Source organism: Neorhizobium lilium (genome assembly GCF_004053875.1).
Classification (GTDB): Bacteria; Pseudomonadota; Alphaproteobacteria; order Rhizobiales; family Rhizobiaceae; genus Neorhizobium; species Neorhizobium lilii.
This window is the reverse complement of sequence record NZ_SBIP01000001.1, coordinates 1,239,574-1,259,142: the sequence shown is the minus strand read 5'-3', so window position 1 is coordinate 1,259,142 and position 19,569 is coordinate 1,239,574. Positions and strand designations below refer to the sequence as shown.

Below are 19,569 nucleotides of genomic sequence, written 5' to 3'. Positions count from 1 at the left end.
GGCGGGATCATTTGGTACGACCGAATGCCTCCTCGAGATTTTCGAGAAGGGTATTGACGGAAATAGGCTTTGCGACACAGGAAATGGCGCCGCAGGCGCGAGCCTGGTCTTCCAGATCCGCTTCCGGGCGTCCCGTCATCAGGATCACGGGCAGATGAGGCTGTATGTCCCTTAGACGCCGCGTCAATTCCAGCCCATTGATGACCGGCATATGAATATCGCTGATGACGCAGGCGAAGCTTGCCAGATCCTGCCTTTGGAGCAGATCCGAGGCCGAAACAAAGCATTCCGCGCGGTAGCCGAACGAGCGCAGCAGACTGCTCAGAGCAGCGGGAATGTCTGGATCGTCGTCGACTATCCCAATCAATTTACGGATCGGCATTTCGCCCTCCCTAAGGCGTACCTGCCCCTAAAGCTTGAGAGCAGGTTTGGTTCTTTCGGCGCCTTATACAATCATCCGTAGGTATATTTGGCGGATGCGCGACCTTCTTCGTTTCTTCTACTTCAGAAAGCATGAGCCGGCATGGAGCGAGCCGATGACTTTGCTATAGCGTCGGCTTTCGTCCGGTCCGACGCCATCTGGCGGGAATGGCGGCGCCAGGCGCTGGGCGTCGTGCCGGTGATCCGCCGAAAGACACGGGAAAGATGCGCCTGGTCCGCAAGTCCGCAATCCAGCGCGATTTCGCAGAGCGGCGTATTGCCCTCCAGCATCAACCGCTTGGCGTGATGAACGCGGCAAATGAGGATGTGATTGTGGGGCGACGTTCCGTAGGTGGATTTGAAGGCGGCGGAAAAATAGCTTGTGCTGAGATTGCTGAGGCTCGCGAGCGCTTCGATCGATACCGGGCGCGAGATGTTCTGCTCGATGAAGATGTTGAGCCGCTTTACCTGCCAGGGTGCAAGGCCGCCGGCAGATAGGGAAGTTCGGTTCGGCGGAATGTTACCCTGGGGGCGCAGGAGGCTGCAGGCCTGCTTCATCAGGTCCAGCGCATTGGCTTCGTCCCGCTCCACACATGTGGCCGCCCGCAGCAGAAGGGTCGAAATTTCGTCAGATATTCCGCCATGAAGGCCTGCGACCGGGAAGCTGGCGTCTGGGCGGTCGAGAAGAGCTGCATGGGCGTTCATCGTGATCTCCATGATGGGGTTACGAAGTGATTTGATGACCCCATAAGAGATTAGTTTTGTCCTTTGCTAAATTGTGCAGCAGGCCGGTTTTCCGCAGCTATGGGGGTGATGGAATTATACCAAGGGATGATTGCGTCCCGATTGTCCAGGTGACCTATTCCGCATAACGGCCGCTTCGTCCTGCCGATGAGGAGGAAGTCAGGCCGTACGCCCCGAAGCGATCGGATCGCTTGCTGTAAAGGTTTCTATCAGGGCTTCGTCCAGATTGGCGTCGTCCTCGGACTGGGGCGGATGCTCCGGAGGCAGCTCTGCCGCAAGATCCACTCGTTCCGGAAGCGATGCGATGCCGTCGCGGAGCCCGGTGTCATCGGTGTGTCTTGCCGTCATGCCAAAACTCCTTCGCTTGGATAGCGGTAACATCGGCGCGAGCGGCCTGTGAACCGCACGTGCCTGAACCCGATGCCGTATCACGTCGTGGCGACCGGCTCCTCTTCATAGTTTGCCGGAATCCAGTAGAAATGACTATCTCTGGCTCCGACATGGCGAAGGCCGGGTCTTTTGAGATTGGTCAGTCCCCTTCGGGTGTCTCGACCTTTGCGCCAAATGCAAGGGCGGCTATGACCACCGGCACGGCGAAACACCAGACAGGCGAAAGGATGTATGAGCCTGCCGCCAATGCACATCCGGCAGCAAAGGCTGCCACGCTGAAGCACATCATCTTCAGGCGACGGGCTGCTGCGGGGGCCTTGCTGTCGTCACGCGTGCCGACGGCAAGGTCGGCGAGGTCGAGCATGATCTGTGTCGTGGTTCCGGTCATCAATGTTGTGGGAGGCGACTTGGCAAGATGGACCCGGTGGAGCCCGTTCTGGACTGCCATCGCAGCGACCAGAACCATGCCTATCGTCAATGCGGGCCAGCCATTGGCGTTGGTGAAGGGACCAAGCGCGATGGCCAAGCCAAACGCCACCGTCAGCAGGACCAGCTTTACCGCGAGCAGAGGCCTCATCACCGCATGTCCGTTTCGGGCGAGGACGATACCGGCGACGCGGGACAGGAAAACGCAGAGACAGAACATCGGGAGCGCAAGAAGCTTGGCAAGCCCGCCGCCGGTTCCCAGCACCACGGCTGCGCCCAGCGTCACGAAATTGCCCGTCACGTGGGCCGTAAACAGCCCTGCGAGCGCAAGAAACCCAACGGTATCGACGTAACCGCCATTCAGGCTCAACAGAATGGCAAGTGGGATATTCTTCATGTCTCGTAGCGTCCTTGCCCATTGCAGACCGCCGAGAGAAACAGAAACCGGCGGCCGGGCGCAGCCTCCCCTCTTTGAGGAGCGGCTGCGCCCGGAGTTAATGGTGGTCTATCAGGCCTTGATGAAAGCCAGCAGATCCGCATTGATCACGTCGGCATGGGTTGTCAGCATGCCGTGCGGGAAACCCTTGTAGACCTTGATAGCGCTGTTCTTGATCAGCTTGGCCTGCAGTTCTACCGCGTTCTTGTATGGCACGACCTGGTCGTCATCACCCTGCATGACCAGCGTGGGTACGGTGATTTTCTTCAGGTCTTCCGTCTGGTCCGTCTCGGAGAAGGCTTTGATGCCGTCATAATGGGCCTTGGCGCTGCCCATCATGCCCTGGCGCCACCAATTCTGGATGACTCCCGGGTAGATTTTTGCGTCCGGACGGTTGAAACCGTAGAAGGGGCCGGTCGGGAAATCGATGAAAAGCTGTGCGCGGTTGTCGGCGAGAGCCTTGCGGATGCCGTCGAAGACTTCCATCGGCAGGCCACCCTGATTGGATTCCGTCTTCAACATCAGCGGTGGTACGGCAGATACCAGAACGGCCTTGGCAACGCGCTTCTGCGGCTCGCCGAACTTTGCGACGTAGCGGGCAACTTCGCCGCCGCCGGTGGAGTGACCGATATGGACGGCGTTCTTGAGGTTCAGGTGTTCCACGACTGCCGATGCGTCGGCTGCGTAGTGGTCCATGTCGTGACCGTCGCTCACCTGCGACGACCGGCCGTGTCCGCGACGGTCATGGGCGACGACGCGATAGCCGTTTGCCAGGAAGAACAGCATCTGCGCGTCCCAGTCGTCGGACGACAACGGCCAGCCGTGATGGAAGTGGATCGGCTGCGCATCCTTCGGACCCCAGTCCTTGTAGAAGATCTGGACGCCGTCCTTGGTCTCGACGAAGCTGCTGGTCATCTCTGGTAATCCTTTTTCAGGGTTGTGCTTAGAAGATGTTGTCTTGGAAAGAGCAAGCGACGGTGCTGCCACCGTTGCCGAAAGGGCAATTCCAGCCGCCAATGCCTGACGGCGTGAAAGGGTGAGTTCGAATTCGTTCGGCATGGTTATCCCTTATAGAAGGGCCGGCTTCCGGCCTCGTCTGGAGGAAATCTATCGCAGTTGAAGATTTTCTTCTTGTGCGTTAGCAGGCAGATTTGGACGATTGGACGGTCGATATTCGGATAGGGTCAGGCGCTCCTAGTTCGATGAGGAGCTTACCGCTTCCAGTGGAAATCATGCAATGCGACCAGCACGAAGGCGCCGGCAAGGCCCAGATGCTCGAAGAAGGAGTTGGTCGCCATGGTTCGGTCCATGCCGGCGGGCATCTCCCAGAACCGTAGCGCCACATAGGTTGCCGCTAGCGTGAAGACTGCCAGCGCCAGCGCTCCGGCCCATCTGTAGAAGCCGGTCAGGATAAGGGTGCTGCAGACCAGTTCGAAAGCAATCAGGCCCGCAGCCATGGGCGCCGCGGGAGACAGGCCAAAATGGTCCATTTCCGAAATGGCCGAATTGAAGTCGAACAGCTTCATCAGGCTGCCCTGAAGATACGCCGCGCAGAGCGCCAGAAGTGCCAGCCACCTCACCGCCGCTGTACCTTTCCAGGGAGGAGCAGCCTTCCCGGCTTTGTTATCCAGAACCGTCATTGTCTTTCTCCCCGATCAAACAGCCCAGCAGGCGCAGCCAAGTGCGCCGAAGAAGCCCTTGAGATCAGCGATCGGGAGCTTCGACGTCCAGGCGCCGGCATGGTCGTGGCCATGCACATTGCAGTCGGTGGCGCAGGCGCAAGAGGAGATAGCCGTGCGGCGGAGGCTTCGCTGGCCTGCACCTTGCGGTTCGCCCCAGGCTGCATAGCCCCCGAAGGCGCGCACCGGAGACCAGTCAGGCATGGCCGGAGGAACATCGCTCTCGTCGTATTTGGCGAAGTCACCGGCACCATAGACGATCCTGCCGCCGACCATCGTCAGCTCCGACGTCAGGAAGGAGATCTCATCTTCAGCGCAAGAGAGGAAGTCCTTGTCCGGCACGATGAGATCGGCAAGCTGGCCCTTCTCGATACGTCCCTTCTTGCCCTCTTCATTGGAAAACCAGGTGACATTCTCCGTCCACATCCTGAGCGCCGTTTCACGGTCGAGGCAGTTGGCGCGCGGGTAAAGCTGCATGCCGCCGACCGTCTTGCCGGTCACCATCCAGGCAAGCGAGACCCAAGGATTGTAGGAGGCAACGCGGGTGGCATCCGTACCGCCTGAGACATGCACTCCCTTATCCAGCATCTTCGCGATAGGCGGTGTCGCCTCCGCAGCGCCGTAGCCGTAGCGCTCGACGAAATACTCACCCTGATAGGCCATGCGGTGCTGGACGGCGATGCCGCCGCCGAGGGCGGCAATCCGGTCGATCGAACGGTCGGAAATGGTTTCTGCATGATCGAAGAACCAGTTCAGCCCTTCGAGCGGGATGTCCTGATTGACCTTCTCGAAGACGTCGAGCGCGGGGCTGATCGTCTCGTCATAGGTGGCGTGCATGCGCCACGGCCAGCGGTTTTCCGCAAGCACGCGCACTACTTCCTCGAGTTCGCCTTCCATTTCCGGGGCCATCTCCGGCCGGGGCTCGCGGAAATCCTCGAAGTCGGCGGCGGAAAACACCAGCATTTCGCCGGCTCCATTGTGGCGGAAGTAATCGTCACCCTGCTTGTATTTGACGGACGACGTCCAGTTGAGGAAATCCTGCTTCTCTTCCTTTGGCTTCTGGGTAAACAGGTTGTAGGCAAGCCGAACGGTCATCTGGCCCTCATCGGAGAGCTTCTGGATGACGGCATAATCGTCGGGATAGTTCTGGAAACCGCCGCCGGCATCTATCACGCCCGTCACCCCGAGACGGTTTAGCTCGCGCATGAAATGCCGGGTGGAGTTGACCTGGTAGTCGAAGGGCAGTTTCGGGCCTTTCGCCAGCGTCGAATAGAGAATTCCGGCATTCGGCCGAGCGAGCAAGAGGCCCGTCGGGTTTCCTGCGGCGTCGCGAGTGATCTCGCCGCCGGGCGGGTTCGGGGTGTCTTTGGTATAGCCGACGGCCCGGAGCGCTGCGCCGTTCAGCAAGGCCCGGTCGTAGAGATGAAGCAGGAAGACCGGGGTATCCGGCGCGACAGCGTTGATCTCGTCTATGGTGGGCAGGCGCTTTTCGGCGAACTGGTGCTCCGTGAAGCCGCCGACCACCCGTACCCATTGGGGTGGCGGGGTGATCGCCACCTGCCGCTTCAGCATGTCCATCGCATCCGCCAGCGATCGGACACCATCCCAGCGAAGCTCCATGTTGAAGTTCAAGCCGCCGCGGATCACGTGAGTGTGGTTGTCGATCAAACCGGGAAGAACCCGCTTGCCCTTCAGATCGACGATCTTCGTCTGCGGTCCGGCCAGCGCCATGATATCGCGATCATGGCCGACGGCGAGGAAAGCGCCATCCTTGATGGCGACGGCGCTTGCGGTGGGATTGGTGCGGTCAAGGGTCGTGATCAGCCCGTGGTGCAAAATGAGGTCAGCGGTCATGGAGGATCTCCAGAATTAAGATCATGGAATCTTGGGTAGAAAAATGGTGTGCCGAATTTTCTAGCCTTGGCTCTTGGCGAACGAGTCGGCGACCGGTTCCGGTTCTGCAGACAGGGAAAGCCCTGTCTGCTCTCTGGCCCAGATAGATTTCGCCAACGGAAGGATCTGCTCGCCAGCCAGAATTCCGAGAAGGCCAATCAAAGCCACGACCGGGGGCGCCGGGGAGCGCACCTTGAGGAGACTATAGACGAGTCCGACAAGGAGGCCGGCGCCGAGCGATAGAAGATAGATATTCATGGGAAAAACTCGTTACGACAGCGGAAAATACCTGAACAGCGGAATCTGCGGCGGTCATGCTCCCTCCTGGAACGGAGTCATGTCATGTAAGATGGCCACTATGGAGGAGCTGCCCTGATCGGGCTTGCCGTAGAATCCGGGCTTTGGACATTTCGCCTGCCCTATCGAGCCAGACCACCCGTGGAGGAGGAAGAGGTTGGGGCGAGCTCGCCGCGCCTACTTCCTCTGCATGAAACGACGCAGATGTCCGGGCGCGGTTCCGAGAACCTGGGAAAAGATCCGGGTCATATGGCTTTGGTCGGCAAAGCCGCAGGCCGTCGCGATTTCGGCCAGGGACATTTCGCTGGTGAGGAGGTCCTTGGCGCGGGCAACCCGATATTCAATGAGCCAGCGATAAGGCGTCTTGCCGAAAGTTTCCTTGAAAGCCTTGATGAAGTAGCTGCGCGAAAGTTCGCAGGCTTTGGCAACGTCATCGATGGAGAAATCGCCGGTCATGTGGGCCGACAGGAAGTCGATCGCCCTTTTTTCCTGCCAGGGAGCCAAAGTGCCCTTCAGCCGGGAAGGAAAATGCAGGCCGCCATAGCTCTGCGCAAGATGGGTCATCATGGCGAGAATGATCTGCTCGACAAATAGCGTAGTGCCCGATTGCGGATTGCCCAGCACCGGAAGCAAAGCAGTCGCCAGACCAAGCACCACCGTATCCTGCGTGCCGGCGGGGCAGCGCAGATCATGAAATTCCGGCCTGCCCACGTCCCGCGCGAAATCGCGAATATAGGACGAAGGAATAACAAACCTGACATTGTCGAAGGGGGACAGATGGTGGCAGCTCCATTCGTCCCGTAGATCGGTTATGGCAAGGGACGCTTTCGGATGTCCGCCTTCATAGACCAGAGAGCCTCCGCGCCAAAGACGATGCTTCTTGAAATCAATCAGTTGCGAGATGATGCCGAAGGCCTCGGCTTTGGGGTTCGATGCCCGTGGTGGCAGGTCGTACCCGTTATAGCTCAACCGAACGATCTGCACCGGTCCACGCGTGATCGACTGATGGACGAGCTCAGCGTCGGATTCGGAATCCTCCGAGGTGTTTTCCACGCGATCGATCCAGTCCAGCTCAGTGCGGTAAGCTCGCATGTCTATAGGCGATCAGTGGTAAATTCCAACCATTTTTTATCAGAAGTCTTCCGTTGCCTTAATGTGAACGGACGCGGCGCCAATCTGCAGGACGCAGTCCCGTGTACTTGGCGAAGACTTTGCTGAAATAACTATGATCGCTGAAACCGCAGGTCTGCGCGATTTCCTTCAGCGACAAGGACGGGTCGCGCAGTAAGTCCTTTGCGCGCTCCAGACGGGTCCGTATCAGCCATTGGTGGGCGGTCACGCCCATCGCGGCCCGGAAAAGACGAGAGAAATGGTTGGGTGAAAGGCCGACGGAATCTGCGACCATGGCGACAGTGACGCCAGCTTCCATGTTATCCTGCATGAACGTTTTGGCGGTTCTCTGTTGCCAGACCGCTAGCGTCTTTACGCCTGGTGGGCGATTACGGAAGGCCTCCGTCTCTTCGGTGTAGCCGGTCATCAGGTGGTCGCAAAGGGCAACCGCAATGTGTTGCAGGATGGCCTCCGCGGATGCTTGCGGGTAGGCGAAGAGCGGCACCAGCGCCATGCCGATATTGCTGATGACGGGATCACAATAGCCGCGGACGCAACGCAGGCCGCGCAGAGGCCGCTCTGGCGAGAGCCAAGCGACTTCATCGAGCAGTGATCTCGGAAGTGTGAACGCGAGGGAATGGAGACTGGAATGGAGCGCGATGGACGCTCCTTCCTGCAGGTCCACAAGGCAGATCGTACCGGCAGGAAAACTGCAGACTGGTTGGGATTTGCCATCGATGATATCAGCATGCGATACCGTTTCCAGATAGAGCATCATGAAATAGGCTTCGGATGCGGGAAACACGATTTCCTGTACATTGCCAGGCGCCACGTCCCGATCGATCCGGGTGACGGAAAAGCCAGCCGAGCGAATCGGCACAGCCTTCAGAACCGGCGCTGCGGGTATGCCGAAATATCGGCCAACACCTTCAGCATAGTCAGCGTCGAAATACAAATCCGCCTCCCGCAGATCGGATCAGCCGGACCAAAGTCGTGGCTCATCCATGAAACATCCTTTAGACGAGCAATATGTGAATATAGGTCCTCACCCTAAAGCCTATTTTGGCTTGCGCCAATTGGTTTTCCCCTAACGGGCTAGAGTTATGGGTGATTTCGCTCAAAACAGAACAAGGTGGAGACCAATGTTCAAGAATGACAAGGTGGTATGCTTCATCATGGCCTGACCGATCAGGCAAGAATGTGGGGAATTTCCAGCCATGGACCTCAGGTTAGACATGGAACCCACGGATCGACCGAAAGTTCGAGACGAAGCATCCGCCATCCCGGGGGAAGCACGCTACGTTGCGGCATGCGTGCTCCTAGGTCTCGCGATCTTCGTCATCGACAGCTTCACCTTGCTCGGCAGCGCGGTGGCGGTGCTGTACGTGCTGGTGATCGTCATGGCGAGCCAACTCGGCGGAAGTCTCGTCATCAAGAAGGTGTCCTTTGTCTGCGCGATTGCGACCATGGTGGCGTTCGCACTCGTTCATGGCGCCCATCCGGAGACGCAGGCACTCTTGAGATTGATCTTCAGCCTGGCAGCCAACGGCGTCACCACCGCAATCCTTCTGCGGCGCGAGGTGGAGATCGAAAACCGCCGGGCAGCAGAAGCAAGCCTGAATGCCAGTGAGCACCGCTATAAGATCATCTTCGACACGCTGGCCGTCGCTATCTGGGAGCATGATTTCACGGACGTGAAGCGAGAACTTCAGACGCTCCGCCAGCAGGGTATCCGCGACCTCCGGCAGTACATCGCCGATCATCCGGAATTTGTCGTGAAGTTGCGCAAGCTGGCGCGCATCACCAATGTGAACCAGACGGCCCTCAAGCTTATGGGCGTGGCCAGCAAGAAGGAGTTCTTCGCCAACCTCGACATGTTTCTGTGGGAGATGGACCAGAGCTTCGCCAAGTGCCTGATCGCGCTCGATGAGGGGCGCCTCAGTTTTCAATCTGAAACCAAACTCCGCAACCGCCATGGACGGTTGATCCCGGTTATTGTCGCGTTGAATTTTCCAGCGGACGGCCAGGGTCTGGAGCGGATTCAGGGAAGCATCGTAGATATCACCGAGCGGCTTGCCTTCCAGGAAGCAATCGAGGCTTCGCGCCGCGAACTGGAGCATGCCTCGCGTGCAGCCATGATCGGCGAGATCTCGGCTTCCATTGCCCATGAGGTCAATCAACCCCTGTCGGCCACCATGAACTATCTGCAGGCGGCCCTTCGCTGGATGGACAGGGAAGAGCCGGATCTGGACGAAACGAAGAAAGCCATTCAGCGCGCCCTTGTCTCTACCGAACATTCCGCCGATGTCGTCAAACGCGTGCGGATGCTGCTCGGCAAGGCGAAGTCGGATACGGCAGAGATCGACATCGAAACGGCCATCCTCGATGCGGTTCGCCTGAAGCGCGCCGATCTCAGTTCCCACGGGACGAAGCTCAGCCTCGATCTTTCACGTCGCATTCCGCTTATCCAGGGGGACCGCATCCTGCTGCAACAGGCCTTCCTGAACATCATCACCAATGCCATGCAGGCCATGGATGCCGTCGAACCTGAGGGCCGCACCCTGTCGATCGAGTCCATTCCCGGAGCGTCGGATATCGTGATCAGGATCAGCGACAGCGGACCGGGTCTCGGCGACAATTCGGGCGAAAGTCTGTTCCGCGCCTTCAACACCACGAAGGAGAACGGCATGGGCCTAGGCCTCGCCATGTGCCGGTCGATCGTCGCAGCGCATGGCGGCGCGATCTCCATCGCCAACCGAAGCGATGCGAGGGGGGCCGTGGTCGAGATCAGCCTGCCGGGCATCGCTGCCGCCGACCAATCTGCTGCCGGCGGCGATTAGGTGTCGGCGGCTCAGGCGGCGGCCGACTTCATCAGCCGCACGGTTGCGAACCAGAGTAATATACCCAGCCCGATCAGGCAGGCGGCGATCGCATATTGAATGGGATCGCGGCCGGCCCAGGGGCCTGCGAGAAAGACGCAGGAGATCGCTCCGAGGATTGCAATCGGCGTCGGCGTGCGGAAGTGCTCGTGCGCCACCTTGTCCTTGCGCAACACGAGAACGGCAACATTGACGACGGCAAAGACGCACAGAAGCAGGAGCGAGGTTGTGCCGCCGAGCGCCGGGACACCGCCGGCAAACAGGATCAGCGCGACCGCGAGCAGCGAAGTGAAGACGACTGCGATATAAGGGGTGCGCCGTGCTTCATGGACCCGGCCGAGGACTTCGGGCACCACGCCTTCTCGCGCCATGCCATAGATCAGCCGGCTCGCCATCATCATGTTGATCAATGCCGAATTGGCGACCGCAAACATGGTGATTACGGCAAAGACGCTGATCGGAAAGGCTGGCGCACCTGCCTGGATCACCTTCAGGAGAGGTGTCTCGCCCTCGCCCAGCTGCTCTGCGGGCACCAGCGTGATAGCGGAGATGGCAACCAGAACATAGATCGCGCCGGTGATCAGCAGCCCGGTGATCAGCACTTTTGGAAAGAGCCTGCTCGGCTCCTTGCATTCCTCCGCCATATTGACCGAATCCTCGAAGCCGACCATGGCGAAGAAGGCGAGTGTGGTTGCCGCCACCACTGGCCAGAACACGCCGCTTCCTTCCGGCGTCGCGAAGGTCCACGCCCGCGATACGTCGCCCTGGCCGCCGGCGATTGCCCACAGGCCGATGCCGATGATGAGGAGGAGGCCGCTAAGTTCGACCATCGTCAGCACGACGTTCAGCTTCACGCTTTCACCGACGCCACGGAAGTTGATCGCAGCGACGAGCGCGATGAACGCCACGGCGATCAGAGGCACGCCCCAGGCGCCCATGTCGATCCCGGCGGATGTGGCAAAGTTCGAGGCAAAGGCTCGGGATGCCGTGGCTGCCGAAGTTATGCCGGACGACATGACGGCGAAGGCGACGAGGAAGGTGATGAAGTGGACCCCGAAGGCCTTGTGCGTGTAAAGGGCGGCACCTGCGGCGCGGGGATATTTGGTGACGAGTTCGAGATAGCTGCAAGCGGTGAGCATGGCGACCGCAAAGGCGATCAGAAATGGCAGCCAGACAACACCGCCGACCTTCGCCGCTACCTGCCCAGTCAAGGCATAGATGCCGGTGCCGAGGATATCGCCTATGATGAAGAGCAGGAGAAGGCCCGGTCCCATGACCCTCTTGAGCTCCGTTGGCTGTTCTGCGGGTTCTGTTATATTGGCCATGCCCTTTCCTCCATTACGATTATCTCGCAATCTTAAAGCGAGAAGGGGCCGCTTGTTCCAATGGTGCCAAACATCGGCGGGCAGGCGCGTGTTCATCGGCTCGAGCAACCCGCTTCGGCAACTCGGAAGGCCCTTACCAGCCTTCGGACAGGACTCTTTCCAGCATATCGACAAAGAAATCGGCGTTTTCCCGGGAAAGGCATAATGGCGGCTTGATCTTCAACACGTTGAGGTAATCCCCAGTCGGCTGCATGATCACGCCGAGCTGCAGCAGCCGGTCGCATATGGCAGCGGTTTCCTCGGTCGCCGGCACGAGCGTTTCTCGGTCGCGTACGAATTCAAGCCCGAGATAGAGGCCCATGCCATGCACGGCGCCGACCAGGGGAAAGCGCTGGCCGAGCGCCTCCAGCCGGCGCTTCAGATGGTCGCCGACCACGCACGCGTTTTCCTGCAGCCTCTCGTCCTGCATGATGTCGAGTACCGTCATGCCGACGACGCAACTGACGGGACTGCCGCCGGCCGAGGAGAAGAAATAGCCTTCCTTCTCCAGCGCGTCGGCGATGGCCCGGGTGGTAATGACGGCGCCCAGCGGATGGCCATTGCCCATGCCTTTGGCAATGGTGATGATGTCGGGAACCACCTGCTGCTGCTCGAACCCCCAGAAATGATGGCCGAGCCGTCCATAGCCGACCTGCACCTCGTCAGCGATGCAGAGGCCGCCGCGTGCTCGAACCATGGCGTATACTTGCTGCAGATAACCGGGCGGCAGAGGAATACCGCCCGCATTGCCATAGACGCATTCGCAGATGAATCCGGCCAGGCCCTGCCCTTTCGCATCCAGATCTTCCAGAACAGGCGCTACTGCGGCCACATAGTCCCTGGTGGACCCGGGTCCACGGAAGGGGCCGCGATAGGTGTTTGGCGACATGACGGGATGCACCCAGTCCGGCCGGGTCGTCAGCGCCCGTGGATTGTCGGCAATCGAGGTGGAAACCGCGTCGCTGGCAACCGACCAGCCATGATAGCCCTCGAGCAGGCAGAGCATGTTGCGGGCGTCGCTCGCCGCCCAGGCGAGACGCAGCGCAAGGTCGTTGGCCTCCGAGCCGCTATTGACCAGGAAAACCGTGTCCAGCCCGTCAGGCGCCAGGGCGGCGAGGCGTTCGGAGAACTCTGCCACTGCCGCATAGTGGAAGCGCGAATTGGTGTTGAGGCGCTGCCACTGCCGATGCACGGCCTCGGCAAGCCGCGGGTGCCCGTGGCCAAGAATGGTGACGTTGTTGACCATGTCGAGATAGGTCCGCCCCTCGACATCCACCAGAAATTCCCGCCAGCCGCGCTCGATCTGCGGTGGCTCCGCATAGTAGTTCTTCTGAGGCCGGGCGAAATGCGCCTGGCGGCGCTGAAGAAGCGCCGCACTTTCCGCGGCGGGTGCGTCGCAGTCGAAGCCGAGCAGCTTTTTCGGCGATGGGCAGAGGGCGGCCCAGGCCGCCGCGTGATCGGGACGGGCAAAGAGGGGTGGCAGAATGTCCGGGTCGCGGCAGAGCTGCACGCGCAGTCGGGACCTGCCTGCGCCCGCTGATATATCGCCGACGATGCCTATAGCCTCGCCCTGCCGAACGGGCTCCGGGAAGTCCAATGGCACTTGCAGGCCGTCAAGATGAAGCGTGGCCTTTTTACCCTTCAGGCATAGGTGTCCTTCACGGATCGCTACGACACCGTCGAACGGCGCGGCCACTTCGGTCCCAGCCGGCAACAGGAGATCCACGAACAGCGCGAGGCTCTCTGGCGGCCGTGGCGACGGAGAGATCGTGCGCGTCAGGCGATATTCGCCGTAGCGGGTGGCGGTCGCTCTTCCAAAAGCCGCTTCCCGAAGCAAAGCGTCTTCGATATCCGGCCTAGGTAAGCCCTTGCCGTCGAACAGCGCGCTTTGCGGATCGAGTGCAATAACGGCAAAATCCCCGGAATTGACGCCCGGAAAAAGTGGCCCTCCTGCAATTGCTGCCTCCACCGCCTGGCCGGTCGCCTGGACGATTGCCGTTTCCATCAGTGAGAATGGCACCGACAGGGCCACATCGAGGATCATGCGCTCATGGCCGATATTGCCGCTGACATAGGTGTTGTCCGGATCGAGCGCGAGCTGCTGTTCGCTGCTGGCGACCAGCACGGCGGCGCGGGCGACGACCAGCGGCCAGAGAGCCCGCAACTCCGCCCTGTTGAGCGGAAACACCTCATGGAAGGCCTGGACTGCCGGCAAAATGACAAAGGGGTCGCCATCTGCGTGGTGAAGCAGCGAGGCGCAGGTGACGGCGAGGTCGGCGACAAGCCAGCCATGGACGACGTCGCCGAAATCGATCACGCCGAACGGCAGGAATTGTCCGCCTTCTGTAAGGTGGCTGACGACATTGTCGTCCGTCACGTCATGGTGGATGGCCTGCAGACGGAGATCCGCCATCAACGGCTCCAGCCGCGCCATGGCAGCGTCCACGGCTTCGGCGATCCGCGTCTTCTGCCTCTGGTCCTGCACCGCCGAAAGCAGATGATGCACGACCGGCTGGGCGCGGCGCAGATCCCACTGAAGGTCACGCGTAAGGCCGGGATGATCGAAATCCGAGAGGGCCGCGGCCAGCCGTCCGCCCAGCGAGCCAAGCGCGGCCACAGTGACGGCCGGCAAATGCTTGCGCCGCGTCAATTGCTCACCTTCGATGAAATCCAGCAGGCGCAGCTGATAGTCCTCACCGCGCAATTGCACGGGAACGATCTCAAGCCCGTCCGATGACGAGAGGACGCGGGGCACGGAAGGTGCGCCGGGCCTGTTTGCAATATGCCGCAACGCCGCGTTCTGTGCTTCAAGCTCGATCATCGCGTAATCCGCACGGCAGATCTTCAGCACGAAACGGCCCTCCGGCGCGTCTATGCGGTAGTTGCGGTCCTGCTGGCTGCCGAGCTCCATGACCGGCCCGGAGAGCCGGTAGTGAGAGGCGAACAATGCCGCGGAATCCTCCGCCGTCACATCGGGCCGAGGCAGCTCGGTTCGCCGCAGAAACGCATGATCCATTGCTTTCCCTCATCCAATCATAGTGCCGGCACATTGCCACGGAGCTGATCAAAGACAAGGGGCTGGAGGGCTTAAGAACTTGGTGCGGTCAGGCCAGACGAGCGGACAGCGCCACGAGATCGATCCCGAGCGGCCGGTCTTCCTGAAGTTTATCAGCCACGCCACGAACGAAGGCGTGAACATCGGCGCTGCCGCCTCCGCAACGATGCCCCGGCCGCAGATCGACGGCCTGGGCGGCTGCCAGCATTTCGCAGGCAATCAGGCCGCGCCAAAGCTCCAGCATGTCTCGCAGCTTGCGCACCGTCAGTAACGTCTGCGTAGCATGATCCTCCACGCCCTCCGATACGGCGAGGAAATCCAGCATGACCGGGTTCGCCTTGTGGCGGATCGCCGCCGCGAGCGCCGTCACCGTCTTCTGCATGGGCACGAAGCCGGCCGAGGAGCCGCCGACCGGCGAGAGATAGCGCGGCAAACCGTTGCGCGCCGAGCCTGTCAGCTGGATGAAACGTGCCGCCGAAGCAGATGCGGCCTGAGCGATCGCAAGTCCGAGGGTTTCCATGGCAAGCGCCAAAGTGGGCGTATGGAAATTGCCGGTCGACAGCACGCGGTCTTCCTCAGCGATGACCAACGGATTGTCGGCCGCCGAATTAAGCTCGATCTCGACCGCATGGACGGCCCGCCCCAGCGCTTCGGCTGTGGCGCCGTGGATCGACGCAACACACCTGACGCTCAAGGGGTCCTGGATTGCACTTTTCGTTTCGTGGAGTGACGATCCCTCCAGCGCGTCCCGCAACCAGGCAGCTTCGGAGGCTTGATGGGCTGCGGGACGTGCCGCCTGGATGGCCGGTTCAAGGATCAGCGGATTGGCGCCCAGTCCTTCGAAACTCAGTGCAACCGCCTGACGTTGGCAGTCCATCAGGCGGCGCGCATCATAAAGGGCCAAAGCCCCCTCCCCGGTTGAGACCGCCGAGGCGTTGATCAGCGAAATTCCGTCCTTCGGCTTCAGCTCCGCCGGCTTCAATCCCGCCAGCGCCAAAGCCTCACGAGCCGGATGGATGCGTCCTTCGAACTCGGCTTCGCCTTCCCCCACAAGGGCGAGCGCCATGGCCGAAAGCAGCACCAGATCGCCGGCGCCGATCGAACCGGTCGCGGTCATGACGGGATGAACGCCCGCATTCAGCATGGCCAGCAGCGCCTCGAATGTGCCGGGCGAGATGCCCGACCCGCCGACCGAGAGCATGGCGAGGCGCGCGGCGATGACCGCCCGCGTCACGTCTCGCGGCATGGGCTCGCTCATCGCAACGCTGCGGCCGCGGATGAGCTGCAGCTGGAAGGCGGCGAGATCATCCGTGACAGTGGTTTTGAGATTGGCCCCGAGGCCGGTATTCATGCCGTAGATTGGCTGGCCCGAGGCCGCCGCCCGTTCCAGCACCAGCCGCGCGTTTGCGAGGCGATCAAGAACCTGGTCGCCTGCGGCGAGCGGGGCATCCTGGCGCGATACCGCGGCAATGTCGTCAATCGTGATGCCGGCGCCCTGCAGCGTAACTGTCGTCATGCAAAGCGTAGCCTTTGCCCGATATTGCTGGCCTTCGCCTTGTCCAGCAGCGCGGAGCCCAGCGCGATGTCGCTCAACGACAGGCCGCGATGCCAGAGAAGGATGGTTTCCTCGTCCGATTGGCGCCCGGGCTTCAAGCCGGCGACGATCTGGCCGAGCTCCGCATGCAGTGTATCTTCCGAAAGCTTGCCCGCCTCCACATGCGCGCGCAGCGAGCCGAACTTCCCGCCTTTGCACTGCCCCCAATCATCCACCACCAGCTTGTCCATGATGTCCGTCAGCGACAGCTCGATTGCGCTCATCGTGCCATAAGGCACCACGAAGGCACCCTTCTTGATCCATTCCGTCTTCAGCATGGGCTCCGGCGCGGAAAGCCGAGATGCCTCGACCACGATGTCCGCACCTTCGACGCAGTCGCGCCAGTTGTCGGTGACGATGATCTTCTTGCCGAGGTCCTGCTCCAGTTTGGTGCCGAAGGCGTCGCGGCTTTCGGGACGGCGGGAGTGAACGCGGATCTCGTCGAAATCGAACAGGTGATCGAGCAGCCGCACGTTCCAATAGGCCGTGCCGCGGGCGCCGATATGGCCGAGCACCTTCGAACCCTTTCGCGCGAGATGTTTTGCGCCCATAGCGGTCACCGCTCCGGTCCGCATGTCGGTGATCACGGTGGCATCCAGAATTGCCTTCGGCACGCCGGTGCGCGGGTCGAACAGGTTCAGCACGCCGAATTCGGACGGATAGCCGAGCTTGTAATTGTCCACATAGTCGCCGACCACCTTGATCCCGGCGAGACCGAGCGGCGCCACATAGCCACGCAGCACGTTGAAGTGTCCGTGGAAGCTCGGGTCCGGCTCCAGATGCACGCGGGGCTCTATCACCGTTTCGCCGCGGCCTTGTGCGCCAAGCGAGGTTTCGATGGCTTTCAGGATTTCATCATTGCCGAGGTCGAGCGCCTCGATATCGAAGGCATTGAGGTAGTCGATATAGATCGGGTCCATGGTCTGCTCACATTATCGTCAGGTCAGCGCCGCAACGCCGAGATTGTCACGCAGGGTCTTGCCTTCGTAGTCGGAGCGGAAGAGCCCGCGGCGGCGAAGCTCCGGAACGACCAGGGTTACGAAATCTTCCAGCCCTGACGGAAAGATCGGCGCCATGACATTGAAGCCATCGGCGGCGCCGTCGAGGAACCGCTCTTCCATCGCGTCGGCAATCTGTACTGGGGTTCCCACCACCTGCCAATGTCCACGGGCGCCAGCGAAATGGCGCGCAAGCTCGCGGATCGAGAGGTTTTCGCGTCGTCCGAGATCGATGATCAGCTGCTGGCGGCTCTGGATAAGATTGGTCGGCGGCATGTCCGGCAGAGGCCCGTCAAGCGGATATGCGGAAAGATCCTGGATGCTGAGATAACTTGCAAGCAGCGCCACCCCGACCGCGTCCGGGATCAGCTCCTGCAGCGCCCGCTGCTTTGCCTTCGCTTCGTCTTCCGTCGCAGCGACGATAGGGGAAATGCCGGGCATGACCTTCAGGTCGTCGGTCGAGCGACCGTACTTACCGAGCCTCGCCTTCACATCGGCATAATAGGCTTGCGCCTCTGCCTTTGTCTGGGAGGCTGCGAACACCACATCGGCGGTGCGGGCCGCAAGCTCCTTGCCCACATCGGATGCGCCGGCCTGGACCATGATCGGCCTACCTTGCGGCGAGCGCGGGCTTTCCAGAATGCCTTCGACGGCAAAATGCTTGCCCTGATGATGGAGGGGATGCAGCTTCGAGCGATCTGCAAAGCTGTCGCCGCCTGCCGGAAGATAGGCGCCCTCCTCCACCCCGTCCCATAGGGCAAGGGCCGCATCGGCAAATTCCTGCGCGCGCTCATAGCGTTCGGAATGGGGCCGCAGCCCGCTGCTGGCAAAGTTCTCCGCTTCCAGTTCGCTGGCGGAGGTAACGAGGTTCCATCCGGCTCGTCCGCCACTGAGCTGGTCCAGCGTGGCGAAGGCGCGGGCAAGGCCGTAGGGTTCCGTATAGGTGGTAGACGCGGTTGCCACGAGGCCGATATGGGTGGTGTTGACGGCAAGTGCTGCCAAGAGGCTGAGCGGTTCGAAGGACGTCGAACGTCCCGCCTGGCTCGCCATCTCGGGATTGCGTTCGCGGATCGCTGCTGCGTCTTCCACGAAGATCATGTCGAACTTGCCGCGCTCGGCAAGCTGCGCCAGCCCGATGAAGTGATCGATATCCGTCCCGGCCGGCGCGTGCGCGTCAGGGTGCCGCCAGGCCGCGACGTGGTGGCCGCCCGCCATCAGGAAGGCGCCGAGTTTCATCTGGCCTCTGCTCATCGCGCAGTCTCCCTTCTGGCCGCCGGATGGGCGGGACGCGCAAGCCCGAGCCTTTCACGCAAGGTCGTGCCCTGCCCCCCTAAAAGGCCGCGTCGTTTCAGCTCCGGCACCACCTCCAAGACGAAGCGTGCGGCCATGTCGAGCGTCGGCGGCAGGATGGTGAAGCCGTCGAGCGATGCAGCGGCAGCCAGTTCCTGCATCCGGTCGGCAATTGCAGCAGGCGTGCCGGCAAGATGCAATGCCGCCGTCGGCTGCGTGCCTGCCGTATCGCCAATGACGGGAACGATATCGGCGACAAGCCGGACAGCCTGACGGTCTCGCCCCGCCGCTTGGAGAGCCTGCAGCATGATCCCCGCTTGATCGACAAGCTCTTCCGGCGTTTTGGCCTGCAGAAGCAGCAGCTCTCCGGCTTTTGCCGCCAACTCCCAGCCACCGTCGCCCGGCATCGATGCGACAACAGGCTTCCCCTGCGGCGAACGGTTGACGTTGAGCGGTCCGCGCACGGAAAAATGCGGGCCGTTATGATTGAGCACGTGCATCTTTGCCGGATCGAAGAAACGCCCGGCGGCCTTGTCATAGAGGAAGGCGTCGTCCTCCCAGCTGTCCCAGAGCGCGCTCACCACATCGACATATTCCAGGTCACGGGTCTCGTCCTCTGGTGTGGGAACGACGAGCCAGCCGCCGCGGCCCTTGCTGATCCAGTCGAGGGAAGCAAAGCGGCGCGCGAGATTATAGGGCTCGTGCTGGCGGGTCGCGGCTGCCACGACGATGCCGATGCGGCTGGTTCTGGTGGCAAGCGCCGATGCCAGAAGGCTCGGCTCGAACGGAACGGCGACGGATGACAGGTCTTGCGCCGGGCGCTGCCCGAGCCGATCGGCCAGAAGGATGAAATCGAAGCCTGCCTCCTCTGCCGACGCCGCCTGCCGGAGCAATGACCCGAAGCTCAAGTTCTGCGTGTCCCCTGCCTGCTGCCAGGCGGCTGGATGATGACCGAAGGGTGTGAGCGAATATCCGAGTATCATCACGTCGCCCT

Annotated in this window: 17 protein-coding genes; 1 reads left to right on the top strand and 16 read right to left on the bottom strand. The window is 61.2% G+C overall.

All coding sequences use genetic code 11. The features are described 5' to 3' along the window. Window positions 1-7 precede the first annotated feature (7 nt). The 10 genes from EPK99_RS05845 to EPK99_RS05800 form a co-directional block, all read right to left on the bottom strand. Complete coding sequence (locus EPK99_RS05845) at window positions 8-382, bottom strand: response regulator transcription factor (protein WP_128441963.1); 375 nt, start codon at window positions 380-382, stop codon at window positions 8-10. 122 nt (window positions 383-504) lie between these two features. Next, window positions 505-1,125, bottom strand: a complete 621-nt coding sequence (locus EPK99_RS05840) for a helix-turn-helix domain-containing protein (protein ID WP_128441960.1) — start codon at window positions 1,123-1,125, stop codon at window positions 505-507. A 198-nt stretch (window positions 1,126-1,323) separates the two neighbouring features. Next, a complete protein-coding gene (locus EPK99_RS05835) occupies window positions 1,324-1,512 on the bottom strand; it encodes a hypothetical protein (RefSeq protein ID WP_128441958.1) in 189 nt (62 codons plus the stop codon). A gap of 181 nt (window positions 1,513-1,693) precedes the next feature. Continuing rightward, on the bottom strand, window positions 1,694-2,377 hold the full coding sequence (locus tag EPK99_RS05830; RefSeq protein WP_128441956.1) for a YoaK family protein: 684 nt from the start codon (window positions 2,375-2,377) through the stop codon (window positions 1,694-1,696). 111 nt (window positions 2,378-2,488) lie between these two features. After that, complete coding sequence (locus tag EPK99_RS05825) at window positions 2,489-3,475, bottom strand: alpha/beta fold hydrolase (RefSeq protein ID WP_128441954.1); 987 nt, start codon at window positions 3,473-3,475, stop codon at window positions 2,489-2,491. Window positions 3,476-3,627: 152 nt separating this feature from the next. Next, window positions 3,628-4,056, bottom strand: coding sequence for a DoxX family protein (locus EPK99_RS05820; protein WP_128441952.1), 429 nt, complete (start codon window positions 4,054-4,056; stop codon window positions 3,628-3,630). Window positions 4,057-4,071: 15 nt separating this feature from the next. After that, a complete protein-coding gene (locus EPK99_RS05815; RefSeq protein ID WP_128441950.1) occupies window positions 4,072-5,949 on the bottom strand; it encodes an amidohydrolase in 1,878 nt (625 codons plus the stop codon). Between the two features lie 60 nt (window positions 5,950-6,009). Further along, the gene (locus tag EPK99_RS05810) at window positions 6,010-6,246 is read right to left on the bottom strand and encodes a DUF1427 family protein (RefSeq protein ID WP_128441948.1); all 237 of its coding nucleotides are present in this window, start codon (window positions 6,244-6,246) and stop codon (window positions 6,010-6,012) included. 216 nt (window positions 6,247-6,462) lie between these two features. Further along, on the bottom strand, window positions 6,463-7,338 hold the full coding sequence (locus tag EPK99_RS05805; protein WP_245455697.1) for an AraC family transcriptional regulator: 876 nt from the start codon (window positions 7,336-7,338) through the stop codon (window positions 6,463-6,465). 97 nt (window positions 7,339-7,435) lie between these two features. Next, window positions 7,436-8,350, bottom strand: coding sequence for a helix-turn-helix transcriptional regulator (locus EPK99_RS05800; protein ID WP_128441943.1), 915 nt, complete (start codon window positions 8,348-8,350; stop codon window positions 7,436-7,438). Between the two features lie 262 nt (window positions 8,351-8,612). Between EPK99_RS05800 and EPK99_RS05795 the strand changes: the two genes are divergently transcribed. Next, window positions 8,613-10,235, top strand: a complete 1,623-nt coding sequence (locus EPK99_RS05795) for a PAS domain-containing sensor histidine kinase (RefSeq protein ID WP_128441940.1) — start codon at window positions 8,613-8,615, stop codon at window positions 10,233-10,235. 11 nt (window positions 10,236-10,246) lie between these two features. On the opposite strand, the gene EPK99_RS05790 is transcribed toward EPK99_RS05795, so the two are convergent. The 6 genes from EPK99_RS05790 to EPK99_RS05765 all read right to left on the bottom strand — a co-directional run bounded on the left by EPK99_RS05790 (window position 10,247) and on the right by EPK99_RS05765 (window position 19,558). Then, window positions 10,247-11,599 (bottom strand): APC family permease, encoded by a 1,353-nt coding sequence (locus tag EPK99_RS05790; RefSeq protein WP_128441938.1) that lies wholly within the window; start codon window positions 11,597-11,599, stop codon window positions 10,247-10,249. Between the two features lie 133 nt (window positions 11,600-11,732). Continuing rightward, window positions 11,733-14,654: an aminotransferase gene (locus tag EPK99_RS05785; protein WP_128441936.1), complete on the bottom strand. Its 2,922-nt coding sequence runs from the start codon at window positions 14,652-14,654 to the stop codon at window positions 11,733-11,735. Between the two features lie 88 nt (window positions 14,655-14,742). Further along, window positions 14,743-16,209: an HAL/PAL/TAL family ammonia-lyase gene (locus EPK99_RS05780; RefSeq protein WP_128441934.1), complete on the bottom strand. Its 1,467-nt coding sequence runs from the start codon at window positions 16,207-16,209 to the stop codon at window positions 14,743-14,745. Continuing rightward, window positions 16,206-17,207 (bottom strand): ornithine cyclodeaminase family protein, encoded by a 1,002-nt coding sequence (locus tag EPK99_RS05775; RefSeq protein WP_128441932.1) that lies wholly within the window; start codon window positions 17,205-17,207, stop codon window positions 16,206-16,208. Before EPK99_RS05775 ends, EPK99_RS05780 begins: the two co-directional genes overlap by 4 nt. An 18-nt stretch (window positions 17,208-17,225) precedes the next feature. Further along, window positions 17,226-18,536: an LLM class flavin-dependent oxidoreductase gene (locus tag EPK99_RS05770; RefSeq protein ID WP_128441930.1), complete on the bottom strand. Its 1,311-nt coding sequence runs from the start codon at window positions 18,534-18,536 to the stop codon at window positions 17,226-17,228. After that, window positions 18,533-19,558, bottom strand: coding sequence for an LLM class flavin-dependent oxidoreductase (locus EPK99_RS05765; RefSeq protein ID WP_128442183.1), 1,026 nt, complete (start codon window positions 19,556-19,558; stop codon window positions 18,533-18,535). The genes EPK99_RS05770 and EPK99_RS05765 overlap by 4 nt, the downstream gene beginning before the upstream one ends. Between the last annotated feature and the right edge of the window lie 11 nt (window positions 19,559-19,569).

Bases quoted from the DNA above. Each gene is read 5' to 3' on its own strand.
- EPK99_RS05840 (WP_128441960.1), bottom strand. From the start codon at position 1,125: ATGAACGCCCATGCAGCTCTTCTCGACCGCCCAGACGCCAGCTTCCCG.
- EPK99_RS05795 (WP_128441940.1), top strand. From the start codon at position 8,613: ATGGACCTCAGGTTAGACATGGAACCCACGGATCGACCGAAAGTTCGA.
- EPK99_RS05820 (WP_128441952.1), bottom strand. From the start codon at position 4,056: ATGACGGTTCTGGATAACAAAGCCGGGAAGGCTGCTCCTCCCTGGAAA.
- EPK99_RS05830 (WP_128441956.1), bottom strand. From the start codon at position 2,377: ATGAAGAATATCCCACTTGCCATTCTGTTGAGCCTGAATGGCGGTTAC.
- EPK99_RS05815 (WP_128441950.1), bottom strand. From the start codon at position 5,949: ATGACCGCTGACCTCATTTTGCACCACGGGCTGATCACGACCCTTGAC.
- EPK99_RS05775 (WP_128441932.1), bottom strand. From the start codon at position 17,207: ATGGACCCGATCTATATCGACTACCTCAATGCCTTCGATATCGAGGCG.
- EPK99_RS05780 (WP_128441934.1), bottom strand. From the start codon at position 16,209: ATGACGACAGTTACGCTGCAGGGCGCCGGCATCACGATTGACGACATT.
- EPK99_RS05835 (WP_128441958.1), bottom strand. From the start codon at position 1,512: ATGACGGCAAGACACACCGATGACACCGGGCTCCGCGACGGCATCGCA.
- EPK99_RS05785 (WP_128441936.1), bottom strand. From the start codon at position 14,654: ATGGATCATGCGTTTCTGCGGCGAACCGAGCTGCCTCGGCCCGATGTG.
- EPK99_RS05790 (WP_128441938.1), bottom strand. From the start codon at position 11,599: ATGGCCAATATAACAGAACCCGCAGAACAGCCAACGGAGCTCAAGAGG.
- EPK99_RS05765 (WP_128442183.1), bottom strand. From the start codon at position 19,558: ATGATACTCGGATATTCGCTCACACCCTTCGGTCATCATCCAGCCGCC.
- EPK99_RS05770 (WP_128441930.1), bottom strand. From the start codon at position 18,536: ATGAGCAGAGGCCAGATGAAACTCGGCGCCTTCCTGATGGCGGGCGGC.
- EPK99_RS05825 (WP_128441954.1), bottom strand. From the start codon at position 3,475: ATGCCGAACGAATTCGAACTCACCCTTTCACGCCGTCAGGCATTGGCG.
- EPK99_RS05810 (WP_128441948.1), bottom strand. From the start codon at position 6,246: ATGAATATCTATCTTCTATCGCTCGGCGCCGGCCTCCTTGTCGGACTC.
- EPK99_RS05845 (WP_128441963.1), bottom strand. From the start codon at position 382: ATGCCGATCCGTAAATTGATTGGGATAGTCGACGACGATCCAGACATT.